The organism is Butyrivibrio sp. WCE2006 (assembly GCF_000701985.1).
Lineage (GTDB): Bacteria > Bacillota > Clostridia > Lachnospirales > Lachnospiraceae > Butyrivibrio.
On sequence record NZ_JNKH01000030.1, the window covers coordinates 13,059 to 32,499 of the forward strand.

At 42.3% G+C, this 19,441-nt stretch carries 16 protein-coding genes; all 16 read left to right on the top strand.

The annotated features are described in order from the left end of the window. The first annotated feature begins 87 nt into the window (after nucleotides 1-87). The 16 genes from metK (at nucleotide 88) to T501_RS22930 (ending at nucleotide 19,256) form a co-directional block, all read left to right on the top strand. Nucleotides 88-1,284 (top strand): methionine adenosyltransferase, encoded by a 1,197-nt coding sequence (gene metK / locus T501_RS14590; protein ID WP_044915615.1) that lies wholly within the window; start codon nucleotides 88-90, stop codon nucleotides 1,282-1,284. Nucleotides 1,285-1,412: 128 nt separating this feature from the next. Then, a complete protein-coding gene (locus T501_RS14595; RefSeq protein WP_044915616.1) occupies nucleotides 1,413-3,143 on the top strand; it encodes an ABC transporter ATP-binding protein in 1,731 nt (576 codons plus the stop codon). Nucleotides 3,144-3,263: 120 nt separating this feature from the next. After that, nucleotides 3,264-6,791 carry a DNA polymerase III subunit alpha gene (locus tag T501_RS14600; protein ID WP_044915617.1) on the top strand — a complete coding sequence of 1,176 codons (3,528 nt, stop codon included), beginning with the start codon at nucleotides 3,264-3,266 and terminating at the stop codon, nucleotides 6,789-6,791. A gap of 115 nt (nucleotides 6,792-6,906) precedes the next feature. Then, entirely contained in the window at nucleotides 6,907-7,875 is a 969-nt protein-coding gene (gene pfkA, locus T501_RS14605) for a 6-phosphofructokinase (RefSeq protein WP_026509116.1), read from the top strand. Nucleotides 7,876-7,955: 80 nt separating this feature from the next. Further along, on the top strand, nucleotides 7,956-8,792 hold the full coding sequence (locus tag T501_RS14610; RefSeq protein WP_044915618.1) for a TrmH family RNA methyltransferase: 837 nt from the start codon (nucleotides 7,956-7,958) through the stop codon (nucleotides 8,790-8,792). 11 nt (nucleotides 8,793-8,803) lie between these two features. Then, the gene (gene proC / locus T501_RS14615) at nucleotides 8,804-9,598 is read left to right on the top strand and encodes a pyrroline-5-carboxylate reductase (RefSeq protein ID WP_026509118.1); all 795 of its coding nucleotides are present in this window, start codon (nucleotides 8,804-8,806) and stop codon (nucleotides 9,596-9,598) included. A gap of 218 nt (nucleotides 9,599-9,816) precedes the next feature. After that, entirely contained in the window at nucleotides 9,817-10,968 is a 1,152-nt protein-coding gene (locus T501_RS14620; protein ID WP_050008334.1) for a cell wall hydrolase, read from the top strand. A 116-nt stretch (nucleotides 10,969-11,084) separates the two neighbouring features. Continuing rightward, nucleotides 11,085-12,074 (top strand): ornithine carbamoyltransferase, encoded by a 990-nt coding sequence (argF, locus tag T501_RS14625; protein ID WP_044915619.1) that lies wholly within the window; start codon nucleotides 11,085-11,087, stop codon nucleotides 12,072-12,074. A gap of 17 nt (nucleotides 12,075-12,091) precedes the next feature. Further along, complete coding sequence (locus tag T501_RS14630; RefSeq protein ID WP_044915621.1) at nucleotides 12,092-13,018, top strand: biotin--[acetyl-CoA-carboxylase] ligase; 927 nt, start codon at nucleotides 12,092-12,094, stop codon at nucleotides 13,016-13,018. Between the two features lie 30 nt (nucleotides 13,019-13,048). Beyond that, the gene (locus T501_RS14635) at nucleotides 13,049-13,858 is read left to right on the top strand and encodes a type III pantothenate kinase (protein WP_044915622.1); all 810 of its coding nucleotides are present in this window, start codon (nucleotides 13,049-13,051) and stop codon (nucleotides 13,856-13,858) included. Between the two features lie 44 nt (nucleotides 13,859-13,902). Continuing rightward, on the top strand, nucleotides 13,903-14,478 hold the full coding sequence (locus T501_RS22205; protein ID WP_242845537.1) for a DUF6145 family protein: 576 nt from the start codon (nucleotides 13,903-13,905) through the stop codon (nucleotides 14,476-14,478). A 142-nt stretch (nucleotides 14,479-14,620) separates the two neighbouring features. Continuing rightward, the gene (dusB, locus tag T501_RS14645; protein WP_081843182.1) at nucleotides 14,621-15,661 is read left to right on the top strand and encodes a tRNA dihydrouridine synthase DusB; all 1,041 of its coding nucleotides are present in this window, start codon (nucleotides 14,621-14,623) and stop codon (nucleotides 15,659-15,661) included. Nucleotides 15,662-15,880: 219 nt separating this feature from the next. Further along, nucleotides 15,881-16,360, top strand: coding sequence for a transcription elongation factor GreA (gene greA, locus T501_RS14650; protein ID WP_026509123.1), 480 nt, complete (start codon nucleotides 15,881-15,883; stop codon nucleotides 16,358-16,360). Nucleotides 16,361-16,674: 314 nt separating this feature from the next. Beyond that, nucleotides 16,675-18,240, top strand: a complete 1,566-nt coding sequence (gene lysS, locus T501_RS14655) for a lysine--tRNA ligase (RefSeq protein WP_044915624.1) — start codon at nucleotides 16,675-16,677, stop codon at nucleotides 18,238-18,240. Between the two features lie 355 nt (nucleotides 18,241-18,595). After that, nucleotides 18,596-19,174 carry a hypothetical protein gene (locus T501_RS14660; RefSeq protein ID WP_044915625.1) on the top strand — a complete coding sequence of 193 codons (579 nt, stop codon included), beginning with the start codon at nucleotides 18,596-18,598 and terminating at the stop codon, nucleotides 19,172-19,174. Next, complete coding sequence (locus T501_RS22930) at nucleotides 19,146-19,256, top strand: hypothetical protein (protein ID WP_442856375.1); 111 nt, start codon at nucleotides 19,146-19,148, stop codon at nucleotides 19,254-19,256. Before T501_RS14660 ends, T501_RS22930 begins: the two co-directional genes overlap by 29 nt. Nucleotides 19,257-19,441: the final 185 nt, after the last annotated feature.

The following is a 19,441-nucleotide window of genomic DNA, read 5'->3' on the forward strand; positions in this document are numbered from 1 at the left end:
GGCGTCGCTAAGCGGATTTATTTTTGCTTTTTAAGCAAAAAGTTCAATGTTTTGTTTGAGCGCTAAGAGCGCAGAAAGGAATTTAAAATGGCAGAAAAGTTTATTTTTACTTCTGAGTCAGTTACTGAGGGACATCCCGATAAAATTTGTGATAACATCTCTGATGCTATCCTTGATGCCTGCCTTGCACAGGATCCCATGAGCCGTGTTGCTTGTGAGACAACAACTTGCACAGGTTTTGCACTTATCACAGGTGAGATCACAACCAAGGCTGTTGTTGATTATGCCAAGATCGCAAGAGACACTATCGTAGAGATCGGCTATGACAGCTCAGAGAAGGGCTTCGATGGTAACACATGTGCAGTTATGGTTGCTCTTGATCAGCAGTCAGCTGACATCGCTATGGGTGTTGATAAGGCTATCGAGGCTAGAGAGAACAAGATGACTGATGAGGAGATCGAGGCAATCGGTGCCGGAGATCAGGGTATGATGTTCGGTTATGCTACCAATGAGACAGAGGAGCTTATGCCTTACGCTATCTCACTTGCTCACAAGCTTACAAAGAAGCTTACAGAGGTTCGTAAGAACGGAACTCTTCCTTATCTTAGAGCAGATGGTAAGAGCCAGGTTTCAGTTGAGTATGATGAGAACGGCAAGCCAGTTAGACTTGAGGCTATAGTTGTTTCAACTCAGCATGATGATAAGGTTACTCAGGAGCAGATCCACACAGATATCAGAAAGTATGTCATCGATGCAGTTGTAGATGCAGCTATGGTTGATGATAATACTAAGATTTATATCAATCCTACAGGCCGTTTCGTAATCGGTGGACCTCAGGGTGATGCAGGTCTTACAGGACGTAAGATCATCGTTGATACTTATGGCGGAGCTGCCCGTCACGGCGGCGGTGCTTTCTCAGGTAAGGATTGCACAAAGGTTGACCGTTCAGGTGCTTACGCAGCCCGTTACGTTGCAAAGAACATCGTAGCTGCAGGCCTTGCTGATAAGTGTGAGATTCAGCTTTCATACGCTATCGGTGTTGCTCAGCCTACATCAATCCTTGTTGATACTTTCGGAACAGGTAAGGTTTCTGATGAGAAGCTTACAGAGGCTGTTCGTAAGACTTTCGATCTTCGTCCTGCAGGAATCATCAAGATGCTTGACCTTCGTCGCCCTATCTACAAGCAGACAGCTGCTTATGGTCACTTTGGACGCAACGATCTTAACCTTCCCTGGGAGAAGACAGATAAGGCTGAAGAGCTTAAGAGCCAGGTTAATGCCTGATTGATTCTAAGTTAAGTGGTGGTTACAGATAAAAAGACCATTATATAGCTGATAATTATGAGCCTCCTTGTAAGGGTATACTTACAGGGAGGTTTTTTATGATATATTGATTATGAAAGGAAAAGACTATGGACTTACTAAAAAAATTCGTACCGTATTACAAACCATACATAGGTGTATTTGTACTTGATCTTGTGGCAGCTTCAATTCTTTCGCTGATAGATCTTGTTTTTCCGCAGCTCCTCAGGGTACTCAGGCAGACGCTCTTTTTAGAGAGTCCTGATAAGATAATTGCCGGTATCGTAAGGCTTGCTATAGTTCTTCTTATAATGTATACCGTTCGTGCTCTTTGTAAGCATTATGTTACTTACCAGGGACATATGATGGGTGCCAAAATGGAATCCGGAATGAGAAGTGATCTGTTTGAGAAATTTGAGAGCTTTTCATTTTCATATTATGACAGGAATAATACCGGTGAGATGATGAGTAAGCTGATATCGGATCTTTTTGACATATCTGAGCTTGCGCACCATGGACCTGAAAATATTTTTATCTCAGTAGTAAAACTTATAGGATCCTTTGCGATTCTGCTGACCATGAATGTTCCAATGACTCTTATCCTGGCAGCAGTTGTGGTTTGTATGGCGATCTTTTCATACAACCAGAATGGCGTAATGAGAAGAACTTTCTTCGATAACAGGAAGAAGATTGCAGGAATAAATACCTCTCTTCAGGACACCCTTGGCGGGATACGAGTAGTAAAATCCTTCACAGGTGAAGAGATTGAGAAGAGCAAATTTGATAAGAGCAATCAGGCATTTCTTGATTCCAAGAAGGCTAACTACCTGACAATGGCACTTTTCCAGTCCGGAAATAACTTTTTTGAAGGACTTTTATACATAGCTGTTATAGTATCCGGTGGATTTTTTATTGCACAGGGAAGCTTGTCTGTAGAGGATCTGGCAGTTTATGCTCTTTACATAAATGTATTTATCGCTCCGGTAAATGTTCTTATTGAGTTTACAGAGCTTCTTCAGAAGGGGGCAGCAGGCTTCCAGAGATTCAGAGATGTGATGGATATTATGCCTGAGATCGTCGATGCTCCAGATGCACAGGCGCTGACAGATTGCAAGGGCACTGTGGATTATGAAAATGTATCTTTTTCATACGATGACGATGAGGAGAGAGTTTTGGATAACATCAATCTTCACGTTGATGCCGGTAAAAAGGTGGCAATCGTAGGACCCTCAGGCGGCGGAAAATCTACACTTTGCTCACTTCTTCCCCGTTTTTATGATGTTACTAAGGGTTCAGTAAAAATTGATGGGAAGGATGTAAGAACCCTCACGCAAAAATCTTTAAGAGGTGTCATTGGTATCGTACAGCAAGAGGTGTATCTTTTTAATGGGACCATAAGAGAGAACATTGCTTACGGAAAACAGGATGCAACTCTTGAGGAGATAAAGGATGCAGCTAAGAAGGCTGACCTTGATGAATTCATATCTTCGCTTCCAAACGGTTATGATACCTTTGTGGGAGAGCGCGGAGCAAGATTATCCGGAGGACAGAAGCAGAGAATTGCCATCGCCCGTGTTTTCCTTAAAAATCCCCCGATACTGATACTTGATGAGGCAACAAGTGCTCTTGATAATGAGTCTGAAAAGTATATCCAGGAGAGTCTGGACAGACTTGCTGTTGGCAGAACAACCATTACTATTGCGCACAGACTTTCTACTATCAGGAATGCGGACGAGATTATAGTTCTTGATTCAGACGGAATACAGGAAGTGGGGAATCATCAGGAACTACTATCTAAAAACGGTATCTACGCAAAGTATTATCGTATGCAGGTCGGATAATTATTGATTCAATATTTGACTGGTACCTTTCAAGAATGCTAAGCATGATTTGGTAATGGTATTGAAAAACAGACCGGTATGAGTCAGATAAAAACTTTTGGTTATAAATGAGGAGTAAACATGTCATTTGCACACTTACATGTACATACAGGGTACTCATTGCTGGATGGTTCCAACAAGGTTGAGGATTATGTAAAGAGGATAAAGGAACTTGGCATGACCGCCGGAGCAATAACGGATCATGGTGTCATGTACGGAGTTATAGATTTTTATAAACTCGCTAAAAAAGAAGGAATCAAGCCAATCATAGGTTGCGAGGTGTATGTAGCACCGGGATCCCGTTTTGAGAAGGAAGCCGGTGTTAATGAAAACAGATATTACCATCTGGTACTTCTGGCTGAAAATAATAAGGGATATGAGAATCTCTCACATATTGTCAGCCGTGGATTTACAGAAGGTTACTACTATAAGCCCAGAGTAGACCATGAGCTTTTGGAGGAATTTCATGAGGGTATAATATGCCTTTCCGCCTGCCTTGCGGGAGAAGTTCCAAAGGCCATAACCAGAGGCGATATGGATGCTGCAAGGGCAGCAGCTAAGAGATATGATGAGATTTTTGGTCACGGCAACTTTTTCCTGGAGATGCAGGACCATGGTATTTCAGAGCAGCATGCGGTTAACTCTGCGCTGCTTACACTTTCCAAGGAGCTTGATATACCTCTCGTTGTAACCAATGACTGCCACTATACCTATGCGGAGGATGCCGAATCACACGATCTTCTTCTTTGTATTCAGACCGGTAAAAAGGTTACTGATGAAGACAGAATGAGATATGAGGGCGGTCAGTATTACGTAAAGAGTGAAGATGAGATGCGTCTTCTTTTCCCTTACGCTCAGGAGGCAATAGACAATACGCAGAAGATAGCAGACAGATGTAATGTTGAGATAGAATTCGGCGTTACAAAGCTGCCTCATTTTGATGTGCCGGAAGGATATGATTCCTGGACATATCTGAATAAACTGTGTCTGGACGGACTTGCAGAGAGATATCCCGATGATGACGGAACTATCAGAAAACAGCTGGATTACGAATTATCTGTAATTCAGAGGATGGGATATGTGGACTATTTCCTGATAGTGTGGGATTACATCAATTTCTGTCGTGAGAATGGAATTGCGGTTGGTCCGGGACGTGGTTCGGCAGCAGGATCCGTAGTTTCATACTGTATACATATTACAAATATTGATCCGGTTAAGTATGACCTTCTCTTTGAGCGTTTCCTCAATCCTGAACGTGTATCCATGCCCGATATTGACGTGGATTTCGAATACGAACGCAGGCAGGAAGTTATTGACTACGTCACAAGAAAATATGGTGCTGATAAGGTTGTACAGATCATAACCTTTGGAACCCTGCAGGCAAAGGGAGTCATCAGGGATGTGGCAAGAGTTCTGGACCTTCCCTATAACTATGGTGATAATCTTGCAAAGATGATTCCCGGCGAACTTGGAATGACACTGGGAAAAGCCCTTGAAATGAATGCTGAGCTTCGAGGACTGTATGAAACGGATCCACAGGTCAGACATCTGATAGATATGTGTAAAAAGCTTGAGGGACTTCCAAGGCATACATCAATTCATGCGGCTGGTGTTGTTATATGTCAGAAGCCTGCAGAGGATCTGGTTCCTTTGTCACGATCTGCAGAAGGAAACCTGACAACTCAGTTCACCATGACTACGATTGAGGAACTGGGACTTCTGAAGATGGATTTCCTTGGACTCAGAACACTTACTGTTATCAAGGATGCGGCGAGATTTGCCAATGAATCTATTGGTGCAAAGCCCGGAGATGATAACTACATAGATATGGATAAGATTGATTATGATGATCCACAGGTCCTTGCCGCAATCGGAAGCGGCCACTGTGAAGGTGTGTTCCAGCTTGAAAGTGCCGGAATGCAGTCCTTTATGAAGGAACTAAAACCGCAGTCTCTGGAGGATATCATAGCAGGAATATCACTGTACAGACCGGGACCGATGGATTTCATTCCGAAGTATATTTCCGGTAAAAAAGATAAACAGAACATATCCTACGCAGCTCCTCAGCTTGAATCCATTCTGGCGCCTACTTACGGCTGTATAGTCTATCAGGAGCAGGTTATGCAGATAGTTCAGCAGATGGGTGGATATACACTGGGACGAGCTGATGAAGTAAGACGTGCCATGAGTAAGAAGAAGCAGCACGTTATGGAAGTTGAACGTGAAAACTTTGTAAATGGTAATGAAGCAGAGGGCGTTCCGGGATGTAAAGCTATCGGTATTTCTGCTGATGTTGCGAACGGAATCTATGATTCGATGATGGATTTTGCAAAGTATGCTTTTAATAAGTCACATGCTGCCTGCTATGCTGTCGTATCAATGCAGACCGCATGGCTTAAGTACTACTTCCCAGTTGAATTTATGGCTGCACTTATGACATCCGTTATTGATAACCAGAGTAAAGTATCCTATTACATTATGACCTGCAGAAATGCAGGGATCGAACTGCTTCCTCCCGATATCAATGAAGGATACGCATGGTTTTCCGTAGCAAGAAATGATAGCGCAGAGGATGAAAACAATGTGCGAAGAACGAACGGAAGAGCCATAAGATATGCCCTTACATCCATAAAAGGAGTGGGAAGACCGGTAATAGAAGCCATTGTCAGAGAACGAAATGCAGGCGGAACATTTAAGAGCCTCAATGATTTCCTTAGCAGAATGGAGCCTTACGGCGAAATTAATAAGCGAGCTGTTGAAAACTTTATAAAAGCAGGTGCCTTTGACAGTCTTGGCGGTACAAGAAAGCAGATGATGTGCGTATATGCCAAGATGATGGATCAGCTCCATGACAAAAATAAAAACAGCGTTGCCGGGCAGATGTCACTGTTTGACTTTGCGCCTCAGGAAGTAAAGGAGCAGTTTGAGATAAAGCTTCCTGATGTGGGCGAATATCAAAAGGACATGCTTCTTGAATTTGAAAAAGAGGTGCTTGATGTCTATGTTTCAGGTCACCCTCTTGAAGAGTATGAAGGACTCTGGAAAAAATATATAACTGCAAAAACTACTGATTTTTATATTGATGAGGAGACAGGAGAAACCAGTGTCAGAGATAATCAGACAGTAACTGTTGGTGGAATTATCTCGGCAAAGACCACAAAATACACCAAGAAAGACCAGCTTATGGCGTTCATATCGCTGGAGGATCTTGTGGGAAGTATTGAGGTTATAGTTTTTCCTAAGACCTATGAAGGAAATATCGGCAGATTAAATGAAGATGCCAAGGTGTTTATCCAGGGAAGAGTCAGCGCAGAAGAGGATAAAAACGCCAAGCTCATAGCTTCAAAAATACAGTTGTTTGATGAAGTTCCCAGAACTTTGTGGGTTCAGTTTGAAAATAAGGAAGACTATGCAAAAAATGAAAAACTTCTTGAAGAAACGCTGCTCTCAACTGTTAAGGGCCCCGGTGCAAGGGATCAGGTCAATGTTTTCCTAAAGGCCACAAAGCAGATCAAAAAATTGTCCCCGTCGCTTAAAGTAAAGGCTGATGATTCAACACTTTCGGTTCTTGCGGACAAGTTTGGCAAGGAGAACTTAAGGGTTGTTTGAATTAATAAAAATATGCTAAATTTATGTCGTTCACAATTGCAGATTACTTAGTTTTGCGCTAATATATTAGCGTAAAAAGTGACAAAGAATTATCAATAACGAGGTATTACCTGATATGGCAAAAGAAATCAAAACTATTGGAGTACTTACAAGTGGTGGTGATGCACCTGGTATGAACGCTGCTATTCGTGCGGTTGTTCGTAAGGCTCTCGCAAATGGACTTAAGGTAAAAGGTATTAAGAAGGGATACATGGGACTTCTTAATGAAGAAATTTATGATATGGATCGTAGAAGCGTTGCTGATATTATTCAGCGAGGCGGTACTATCCTTGGAACAGCCAGATGTATGGAATTCACAACTGAGGAAGGCCAGAAGAAGGGTGCTGAGATCTGCAGAAAGCACGGCATTGACGGTATGGTCGTAATCGGTGGTGACGGCTCTTACAGAGGAGCTCAGAAGCTTTCAGCTCAGGGAATCAATACAATTGGTCTTCCCGGAACAATCGACCTTGATATTGCATGTACCGATTATACTATTGGTTTTGATACAGCTATCAACACAGCTATGGACGCTATCGATAAGATCAGAGATACATCATCATCTCATGAGCGTGTAAGTATCGTTGAGGTTATGGGACGTCATGCAGGATATATTGCTCTTTGGTGTGCAATTGCTAACGGAGCTGATGATATCCTTCTTCCTGAGAAATATGACTACAATGAGCAGCGTATCATCGATAACATCATCGATAACCGTAAGAAGGGTAAGACACACCACATCATTCTGAATGCTGAAGGTATCGGACATTCAGCTTCTATGGCGCGTCGTATCGAGGCAGCTACAGGTCTTGAGACCAGAGCTTCTATCCTTGGATACATGCAGCGTGGTGGTAGCCCGACCTGTAAGGATCGTGTTTATGCTTCAATGATGGGATGCTATGCAGCAGATATCCTTACTGCAGGTAAGACAAACCGCGTAGTAGCATATAGAAATGGTCAGTTTGTAGACTATGATATCGATGAGGCTCTTGCAATGAAGAAGTCCATCAACGAGTATCAGTACGAGATCAGTAAGATATTATAAATATGAAAGCCTTATGGGCTTTAAAGTACGTAAAAGCCTTCCCCGTTGGGGGAAGGTTTTTCAGTATCATGAGAGGATATATGATTTCCAGCACAAATAATTCCAGAGTTAAGAAAATAGCAGAATATGCTAAAAAAGCCAAAGCCAGAAGAGAAGACGGGGTATTTCTGATCGAAGGGATACGTATGCTAAGAGAAGTGCCGATAGATCAGCTTAGAGAAGTTTATGCCACGTCACATTTTTTATCCAACCTGTCTGCAGACGACAACAATATAATAGAAGAAATACGTTCTGATGACGGTGTGAGCTTTGAAGAAGTATCTGATGATGTGATGCGCAAGATGGCTGACACCCAGACACCGCAGGGAGTAATAGCTGTTGTTAAGCAGAAAAAGTGGGATCTTCAGGATATACTTATTGGCAAAGAGAGTGATAGTAATTCAGAGAATAGTGTGGCATCTCCGCTGATTCTGATACTTGAGAATATACAGGATCCGGGTAATCTCGGTAATATGTTTAGAACAGGCGAAGGCGCAGGAGTTACCGGAATCATAATGAGCAGTGACATGGCGGACGTATATAATCCAAAGGTTGTGAGATCCACCATGGGAGCTATTTTCAGAGTACCTTTTATTTATGTTGAATCAGTTCCTGATATAGTTAAGGAGCTCAATGATAAGCATGGAGTGATCAGTTATGCTGCGCATCTTCGTGGCAAAAAGAATTATGATCAGATAGATTACCATGGTGCGACTGCGTTTATTATTGGAAATGAAGGAAACGGACTTACGAAGGAAACTGCTGATGCTGCTACGGATTATGTGCTTATCCCTATGCTTGGGAAGGTTGAATCCATGAATGCGGCAACATCTGCAGCAATTTTAACTTTTGAAGCGGCAAGACAGAGAAGACAATAAGGAGGCAAGGTATGACAATTGGTTTCATAGGACTTGGAAACATGGCGAAGGCACTGATGGGAGGCATTATCTCCAAAGGGATATTTGATCCGCAGGATATAATAGGCTCTGATCCGATGGAAGCAGCAAGAGAAAGCGCTGCAGGCAAATTCGGGATACAGATACGTGACAACAATTCAGATGTTGCTAAGGATGCAGACATAATACTTCTTGCAGTAAAACCTCAATTTTTAAAGGTTGCAATAGCAGACATCATGGATGATATCAATGACAGTAAGCTGATAATCAGTATTGCTGCGGGTAAGAGCCTCGAATGGATTGCTAAAGAATTCGAAAAGCCTGTAAAGATTATAAGAGTTATGCCCAATACTCCTGCGCTTGTTGGCGAAGGATGCGCAGCAGTATGTCCCAACAATCTTTGCAGTGATGAAGACCTGAATGTGGCTCTTGAAATATTAAGAAGCTGCGGAACAGCAAACGTTGTTACTGAGAATCTGATGGATGTGGTAACAGGCGTAAGCGGATCATCACCTGCTTATGTATTTCTTTTTATCGAAGCCATGGCAGATGCTGCAGTTCTTGGCGGAATGCCCAGAAAGCAGGCCTATGAATTTGCTGCGCAGGCTGTACTTGGTAGTGCCAAGATGGTACTTGAGACAGGAAAGCATCCGGGTGAGCTGAAGGATATGGTCTGTTCACCTGCAGGAACCACTATCGAAGCAGTAAAAGTAATGGAAGAAGCCGGCTTCAGGGGCATAATGATGGATGCGGTTCAGGCTGCTATAGAAAGAAGCAAGGAGCTGTAAAAAATATCCAAAATTGCAAACGGTATTTGGTTAATTTTTTCTGTGAAAAAGAATGCAACAAATTTGAAACGCAGTAATGACAAGGACTCCCTAAATTCCAGGGAGTCTTTTTTACGATTATTTTGCTCATTATTTGACAAAAAAACATATATTTGTTACAATCGTGGAGTGTTTTGTTTTAACAATTTGTAACAATTTTAAAAAGGAAGCAAAAAATCATGAGAAAAGCAGGCACGTTAATGCAGATAGCTTTAGGTTTGGCAATGGCAACAACATTGCTTGGAACAACTAACTGCAAAACCGTACAGGCGAGAACATCAAGTATCTTGACAAGCAACGACGTTGGAGTAGGTAATCTTTTGAATCCGACAGAAGTTACTGATATATCGGATGAAGATGTAGAAAAGGCCCATGACTTCGCCATGCTCATCAATGATGAGGTTATGGATGAAGAAGAGTTCGAAGAAGACGAGATGGAAGCAACAGATTTTTCAAAACTCGTAATGGCTAATGTATCTCAGGTTATGAATATCCGTATTTCACCTGATGATGATTCTGAGAAGGTCGGAGTTCTTTACAAGGACTGCGGTGGTAAGATTATCGAACAGCAGGATGGATGGACTAAGCTCCAGTCAGGCGATGTTATCGGATGGGCTAAGGATGATTACCTTCTCTTTGGAGAGGAAGCTGAAGCACTTGCACAGGAAGTAGGAGTTCAGCTTGTTACAAGTAAATGTGATGCTCTTCGCATTCGAGCTGAGGCCAGTGAGGACGCTGAAGTTCTGGGTGTTATTACAGACGATAGCTTTGTTGATATGGTTGAGGACGCCGGTGATGGCTGGATAGCTGTTGATTACAATGACCAGACAGGTTATGTACAGGCTGATTATGTGGCAACAGACTTCAGAATCGATGAAGGCGAGACCATGGAAGCCATTGAAGAGAGAGAAGCTGAGGAAGCTAAGAAGAAGGCTGAGGAAGAAGCTAAAAAGGCTGCAGCCAAGCTTACACAGAATACAGGAGCTGTATCAGCATCAACGGATGAAGCAAGACTTCTCGCTGCACTTATTTATTGCGAAGCAGGTAATCAGTCATATGAAGGTAAGCTTGCTGTAGGTGCTGTTGTTATGAACCGTGTGAAGAGTGGTGCTTATGCCGGAACAATCCCCGGAGTTATCTATGCATCAGGACAGTTCACACCTGCGCTCAACGGATCTGTTGACAGAGTATATGCGGGCAATATTCCTGACAGCTGTATACAGGCTGCCAATGCCGCACTTGCAGGAGAGACAACCTGCGGAACTGCTACTCACTTCAGACGTGCAGGCGGACATGATGGACAGGTTATCGGAGCCCACGTTTTCTGGTAATAGTATTTTTTAAATATATTTTGTGTTAAAATAAAGCCTGATTGCAGATTTTATCTGTGGTCAGGCTTAAATTATAATTACTGTAAAAGTTTATTGCATAAAGGGGAGGTTGTATCATGGCGGTTGATTTACACGGAAAAGATTTTCTTAAGCTCTTGGATTTTAAACCTGAAGAGATCGAGTATCTGCTTGATCTTGCGGAAGAGTTTAAACAAAAGAAAAAGAACGGTATTTTACACGATGAGTATCGGGGAAAAAATGTAGCACTTATTTTTGAAAAGACCAGCACCAGAACAAGATGCTCGTTTGAAGTGGCTGCCCACGATCTCGGAATGGGTACAACTTACCTTGACCCCTCGGGTTCACAGATTGGTAAAAAGGAGAGTATTGCAGATACTGCCCGTGTGCTCTCAAGCATGTATGATGGAATCGAATACAGAGGTTTTGAACAGACAATAGTTGAGACCCTTGCAAAGTATTCAAAAGTACCGGTATGGAATGGACTCACGAATGAATTCCATCCTACACAGATGCTTGCTGATCTTCTGACAATCCGAGAACACTTTGGAAAGCTTAAAGGGATTCACATGGTTTATATGGGGGATGCAAGATACAATACAGGTAATTCCCTGATGGTTGCCTGTGCAAAGATGGGTATGCATTTTACAACCTGTGCACCCAAAAAGTACTGGCAGAATGAAGAACTTGTAAATACCTGCAGAGAGATAGCAAAGGAAACAGGCGCAGTAATTGAACTCTGCGAGGATCCGATGGAAGCAACCAAGGGTGCTGACGTAATCTCAACTGATGTATGGGTTTCAATGGGTGAACCTGACGAAGTATGGGAAGAGAGAATAACTGATCTCAAGGCCTATGCCGTAACAGCAGAGATTATGAAAAATGCAGGAGACCAGGCGGTATTCATGCATTGCCTTCCGGCTTTCCATGATCTGGGAACAGGTATAGGTATGAAGATAAAGGAAAAATTTGGACTTAACGAGATGGAGGTTACTGATGAAGTTTTCGAATCTCCTCAGTCCATAGTATTCCAGGAAGCGGAGAACCGCATGCATACAATTAAGGCGGTTATGTACGCAACAATATAAAAGAGGGTTTTTTATAAATGCTAAGTAAGGAAGCAATCAGTGCGGCGCTTACCACTGAATGGATGGCAAGAAATCTGGAATTTCATCCTGTAATAGATTCGACTAATAATGTGGCTAAGGCAGCAGGGTTAGAGGATAAGCCATCGGGATATCTGGTGGTGGCAGACAAACAGGAAGCCGGACGGGGGAGCAGAGGCAGAAGCTGGGACAGCCCGGCTGGTAACAACGTTTTCATGAGCCTTATGGTTCGCCCAGGAATACCAATGGACAAGGTATCAGGACTTACTCTTGTTATGGCTCTTTCCATATCCCAGGGAATAGATGAAGTGATCAGCGGGGTAAAAGACAGCTGTGAAATAATATCTCAATCTGAAAAATGCAGAGATGATGTAGCCTCGGCAAATGGAATAAGTGAAGATGACTCTAAAGAAGCTCCATCAGATACTGGGAGTGGATACAGGACAGGAATTAAGTGGCCTAATGACATTGTACTGAATAAAAGAAAAACCTGCGGAATTCTTACCGAGCTGCATATGATGCCTGAACAAAATGATTATTTTGTTGTTATAGGTGTAGGAATAAATGTGAATCAGCCAAGGGAATTATTCCCCGAAGAAATTCAAAGCACCGCCGGTTCGATTTTATCAGAGACCGGAAAAAGAATCGACAGATCTGAGCTGATCGCTTTATGTATGAAGCATTTTGAAAAAAATTATGAGCAGTATATAGATGCTCAGAACCTTGCACCTTTGAGAGAGCAATACGAGGAACGTCTTATCAATATCGGAAAAGAAGTCCGGGTATTGGATCCAAAGGGAGAATATGAAGCAAAGTCCCTGGGAGTGACTGATGAAGGTGCACTCATAATAGTCAGGTCCGATGGGAAAAGAGAAGAGATAAATGCCGGAGAAGTCAGTATACGAGGACTTTACGGATATGTGTAAAATTATGAATAATAATACACGGAGGGTTACATGCTTTTAGCTGTAGATGTAGGAAATACTAATATCGTATTTGGTGTCTTAAAGGGCAAAAACATAGTGGGATCATTTCGTATGATGTCGCAGACCGCCCACACTTCTGATGAATATGGTAACAATATTATCGCCATGCTCAGAAATAACGGGATCGACAAGGATGAGATCAATGGAATTATCATTTCAAGTGTAGTTCCGAACGTAATGTATGCACTTGTTAATTCCATGATCAAATATCTTGGTAAAAAGCCATACATTGTTGGACCTGGTATAAAAACAGGAATTAGAATTCTTACTAAAAATCCTAATGAAGTCGGACCGGATCTGGTTGTTGGCGCAGTAGCTGCTCACGAGATATATGGTGGTCCTGCAATAGTAATTGATTTTGGAACAGCGACCACATATGTGCTTATCAATGAGAACGGGGATTTCGTAGCAGGTGTAGTGAGCCCCGGAATCAGAATATCTGCCAAGGCTCTTTGGGAGGATACAGCAAAGCTCCCGGAAATTGAGATAAGGAAGCCTGAAAGTATTCTTGCTCAGGAGACGATCAGTTCAATGCAGGCAGGACTTGTATATGGACAGATTGGACAGACTAAGTACATCATAAATGAGATGAAACGCGAGTCAGGATTTAAAGATGTCAAGGTCATCGCCACCGGCGGTCTGGGAAGACTTATTTCAGATGAGTGCGATGAAATTGATATTTATGATAATAACCTTCTTATTCAGGGACTCAGAATTATTTATGATAAGAATAAGAGGATAAAGCCTAAAAATGATGAGTTTGAGAATACAGAACACTGATCCGGGAATGTAGGATGCGGGTTAAAAAAGAGGAATATCGTTAAATGAGTAATAAAGAAGATAAAGAAACAAGAAAAGTTTTTAGTGAAGAGGTGCGCCCCGGTGATGAAGAGAGGCTTCACTCTGATACCCTTGATGCGGACAGATCACAGGGAAGACGCCTTATCATAAATAAGGAGACCGGGAAAATCACAAATGCTGAGACCGGTGAAGAGGTTTCAGATATTCAGGTTGTGACTGAGGATGGATCTCTTGGCAGCGTATCTGCAGGTGGAAGAATTATTCTCTGCGGAGCAAATGCCTATGAGATGAAGTACTACTTTAATCCTCTTTTCAAAAAGATTCCCGAAAGCATACAGAAGGAGCTCCATATCATAAGTGTTCTTTTCACACAGGAAGCCGGTGGAATTTTCACAATCGAATTTGAAGATGACGGCACGATAACCATGGAAACCACCAGAACCGAAGAGGATATCACTTATGATGAAATAAGTGCGGGCCTGCTAATCGGAGAAGTGAGAAGACAGAGACAGGATCTGTTCGAGGCATTGCAGATGTATTACAGAGCAATGATCCTTCATGAGGATATGAGCGATATCTTAAGCGAAGAAGATGAATAAGAAAACAGATTAAATAATTTGCAGTACACTGACAGTTTATCAGATTTTTGAATTCTATCAGGAATTTGGGAATCGTAATGGAGTAGTGCCTCGCAAAGTGAGGGTAATATCCAGGGTAAAATGAGCTTGGAAGGATTTAGATATGTACAGGGCTTCAAATGCCTTTAATGGTAAAGGAATTAGATATAACGAGTATCTGCACCCTCTTACTATAGGAGATGTGGAGATTAAAAATAATATTATACTAGGACCGATGGCAGGAGTATCCGACCTGCCATTTCGTCTGTTATGTAGCGAGATGGGTGCAGGGCTTGTCTGTATGGAAATGGTGAGCGCCAAAGCGATAACCTACCATAACAGAAATACAGATAACATGATGGAGATTCATCCTTCTGAGAGACCGGTATCGCTGCAGCTTTTTGGAAGTGAACCGGAAGTAATGGCAGAGGCTACAAGGATGATAGCAGAAAAGCCTTATGACATACTCGATATTAACATGGGGTGTCCTGTTCCCAAGGTTGTGGGAAACGGAGAGGGCTCTGCTCTTATGAAAAATCCTGAACTGATTGAAAAAATAGTGAAGGCTATGGTCCATGAGACTGACAGACCGGTGACTGTTAAAATCAGGAAAGGTTTTAACGAATCAAGCGTAAATGCTGTTGAGTGTGCCCTTGCAGCTGAGGAGGGAGGCGCGTCAGCAATTGCTGTTCACGGAAGAACAAGAGAGCAGTATTATAGCGGTAATGCGGACTGGTCAATTATAAAAAAGGTAAAGGAAGCAGTCAGGATTCCTGTAATCGGAAATGGTGATGTCACTGACGGAAAAAGTGCAAAAGCCCTCATAGATGAAACCGGATGCGACGGAGTTATGATAGCCAGGGCAGCAGAGGGTAATCCCTGGATTTTCAGAGAAGTCATATCATATCTTGGAAACGGTGAAGTAATAGAAAGACCGACCATGAAGGAAATGTACGAAATGGTCATTCGCCATGCTGATCTGCAGCTGCGTTATAAAGGTGAGTACATCGGAATAAGAGAAATGAGAAAACATGTATCCTGGTATACGACAGGACTACCGGGTTCAGCAAAGTTCAGAGCACTTATAAATACCATGGATGATATGGATTCACTAAAAGCAGCATGTGCGGAAGTATTCGGAGAAGGTACAAAGAATACAATCTGATAGAGTCTTTGTATTACTGAAGATGAGCATGCCAGGCACTGTGAGAATATCAGGCTTATCGTGATTATTGAGCTGAAGATTCATATCAGTTTTTAGATATGTTATAAACGAATAAATATACTTTTGACTTTATATAATTATTCATATATAATGCTATGGATTGTAAATAAGTATAAAACGGACATTGTGTCCGATCTTTTTCATAGAAAGGGTATAGAAATGGAAGAAAAGAAGAACATTTTAACCTATGAAGGACTCAAGGCATATGAAGATGAGCTTCATGACCTCAAGGTTGTTAAGAGAGCAGAGGTTGCTGAGAGAATCAAAGAAGCACGTGAGCAGGGTGACCTTTCAGAGAATGCTGAGTACGATGCAGCCAAGGATGAGCAGAGAGATATCGAAGCTCGTATCGAAGAACTTGAAAAGATCCTCAAGAATGCAGAAGTTGTTGTTGATGAGGACGTTGATCTCGATAAGGTAAGCGTTGGCGCAAAGGTTAAGCTTCTTGACATTGCATCCAATGAAGAGGTACAGTACAGCATCGTTGGTTCATCAGAGGCCAACAGCCTTAAAGGTAAGATCAGTAACGAGTCACCTGTTGGTAAAGCCCTTATCGGTGCAAAGGTCGGCGAAGAAGTCACTGTTGAAACACAGATGGGTGATTTTGTATACAAGGTCCTTGAAATTGTTCGTAAGTAATAAGATTTGCAGAATGCAGCAGCATTCCGGAATCTTTAGAACATAACATGAACACATGCAAATGTGATTTTGAGTCGTTAATGACATAATTGGTGGGGGTAATGAAAATTTGCCCCCATTTCTATTTTAACAGAGCACTTGGCGAGGGTTATCACGAGCTTAGTGCTAGCCATGCAAATCCACTTGACGAAGTGTTTTCGATATTGGTGGAGCTGTTTGAATTACAAGTGAATTAGTATTAGTAATAGATTAAGCTACAATCTCATATATATAAATAGTTCTTGTGAGAGCAGTAGCTGGAAAGAGGAGAAAAAGTGGCAGAGAATCAGCAGAAGAATCAGAATAATCAGAAGACAGAAGATATAAACCAGCTTAAAAAGGTTCGCCGCGAGAAGCTTGCAGACCTGCAGGCAAATGGCAAGGATCCTTTTCAGATCGTAAAGTATGACCAGACACATCATGCACAGGAGATCAGAGACAATTTCGAAACATTGGAGGTTGTTCCCGAGACAGACGCAGAGGGAAAACAGATCACTCCTGAGCTTTCAGATATTCCGGCAGAGAAGGTTGTATCACTTGCAGGTCGTATGATGAGCAAGCGTGTAATGGGTAAAGCATCTTTTGCAAACCTTCAGGATAAGTCAGGAAGAATGCAGCTTTATGTATCAAGAAATGATCTTGGCGACGAGTCATACGCAGCATTCAAGAAGATGGATATCGGCGATATCATCGGTGTTAAGGGATTTGCTTTCAGAACTAAGACAGGCGAGATTTCTGTTCACGTTAAGGAGCTGACACTTTTATCTAAGTCACTTCAGCCTCTTCCGGAGAAGTTCCACGGACTTACAGATACAGAGATCCGTTTCAGACAGAGATATGTAGACCTTATCATGAACGAAGAGGTTAAGGATACATTTATAAAGAGATCACAGATAATCCAGGAGATCCGTAACTTCCTGTCAGCAAGAGACTTCATGGAAGTTGAGACACCTATGCTTGTTGAGAATGCAGGCGGTGCGGCAGCAAGACCTTTCCTTACACACTACAATGCTCTTGATGAGGAGAGAAAGCTTCGTATTTCACTTGAGCTTTACCTTAAGAGACTTATCGTTGGCGGTCTTGAAAGAGTATACGAGATTGGCAGAGTATTCAGAAACGAAGGTACAGATACCAGACACAACCCTGAGTTCACACTTATGGAGCTGTATCAGGCATACACAGATTATGAAGGAATGATGGAGCTCACAGAGAGCATGTTCCGTTATCTCGCAGAGAAGGTTTGCGGCACAACACAGGTTCCTTATGGTGATCACATCATCGACCTTGGTAAGCCCTTCGAGCGCCTCACAATGAACGATGCTATCAAGAAGTATGCAGGCATTGACTTCGATGCTGTTAAGACAGATGAGGAAGCTAAGGCTATCGCTAAGGAAAAGGGCGTAGAGTTCGAGGATCGTCACACTAAGGGTGACATCATCAACCTCTTCTTCGAGGAGTTCTGCGAAGAGAAGCTGATCCAGCCTACATTCATCATGGATCATCCTCTTGCAATATCACCTCTTACAAAGAAGAAGCCTACAGATCCTGATAAGGTTGAGCGTTTCGAGCTCTTCATCAATACATGGGAGATGTGCAACGCTTACTCAGAGCTTAACGATCCTATCGATCAGAGAGAGCGTTTCGCAGCTCAGGATGCCAATGCGGCAGCAGGCGACGAAGAAGCTGAGCACACAGATGAAGATTTCCTCAACGCACTTGAAATCGGCATGCCTCCGACGGGCGGTATCGGTTATGGTATCGATAGACTTTGTATGCTGCTTACTAATAGTGCAAACATAAGAGAGGTTCTGCTCTTCCCGACTTTGAAGTCGAGCAAGTAATATAGTGCGTCTTAGAAAGTATAGGGAATCCATAGGAGTCCATATTCGTCCAATCAGGCAACTTTTTGACAGCTCCTTCATTGGACTCGTACGAAGCCATACGACTTTCTATGGATAATAATCGAGAAATCAAAGGACGCGCTATGACGAATTTTGGGGTTGGTCAAGGCCCTGAGGAATAGTCGGGTTATTTTTGGTAACAGTTTTAGCGGCGTATTTTTGATATAATTTCAATCTTTTAATAGAGAATCTGCATTTTAAGCCACATTTCTTTTCATCAAGGAATGTGGCTTTTTATCTTTTTAGTTCATTTCATTCGTTTTACATTTCGTAACACCCAAAAGGAGGTTACAAGATGGTTCACAAATCAAATGCTCCACCGGATCTTGATAAGTACATTAAGGGAAAACTGCACAATTTCGTTACCTACGAAGATGGTGCAAGGCTCTACAGCATTCCCTACTGGAGTTTCGTGAATGGAGTTTACAATCTGATGGAGCGAAACAAGGAGCTACTTAAAGAACGTGGAAATGAGGGATTAGAGGAAGCGGACGAGACACTTGATCAGATCTTTGAGATGGTAAAAGATTATCCGGATCTGTTGCAGAAGTTGGTGGATGCACAAAATGATTATGCGAATAAACTGGAGTGCATGGTTGAAGCTACCAAGCAGCAACTAGCCGAAAGTGGAGAAGATATACTTTCTGATAAGGACTCTGTTGCTTTAGAGACACTTCAATACAAAGCTAAGGGTGAGCTTTGTGAACTAGCAGAGCAGCTACTGCGAGAAGCATTCTTAAGAAAACAGGAAACTATGAATGCTCGGGAGAAAGAGCTTAAGGAACTGGAGAGTGAATACCGCAGACTTTGTTCGCAGAAAGAACAAGAAGGGCGACGAGTACGGCATGGCAGTATCTATCATGCTGTGTCCTGAAGCTGTCTGGGGCAGAGATCTTGTTACTAAGGCATATGGCGAAAGCCCAGCTGAGTCTTGGCAGAGACTTGTGACCATGTAAAAGAGATGTATGAAGAGGCGGATGATTCTGCAATTATAAAACTTATTGGCAAGAAGCCGTGGGATAAAAAAGTTTTATAACGTAAGAGAAAAGATCTGAATATCCTGCAGAAAGTTAAAGGGGCTCAAAAACTGAAAATACACCTTATATTCTGGCATTTTTGGAATTATACTAAATATATTGTT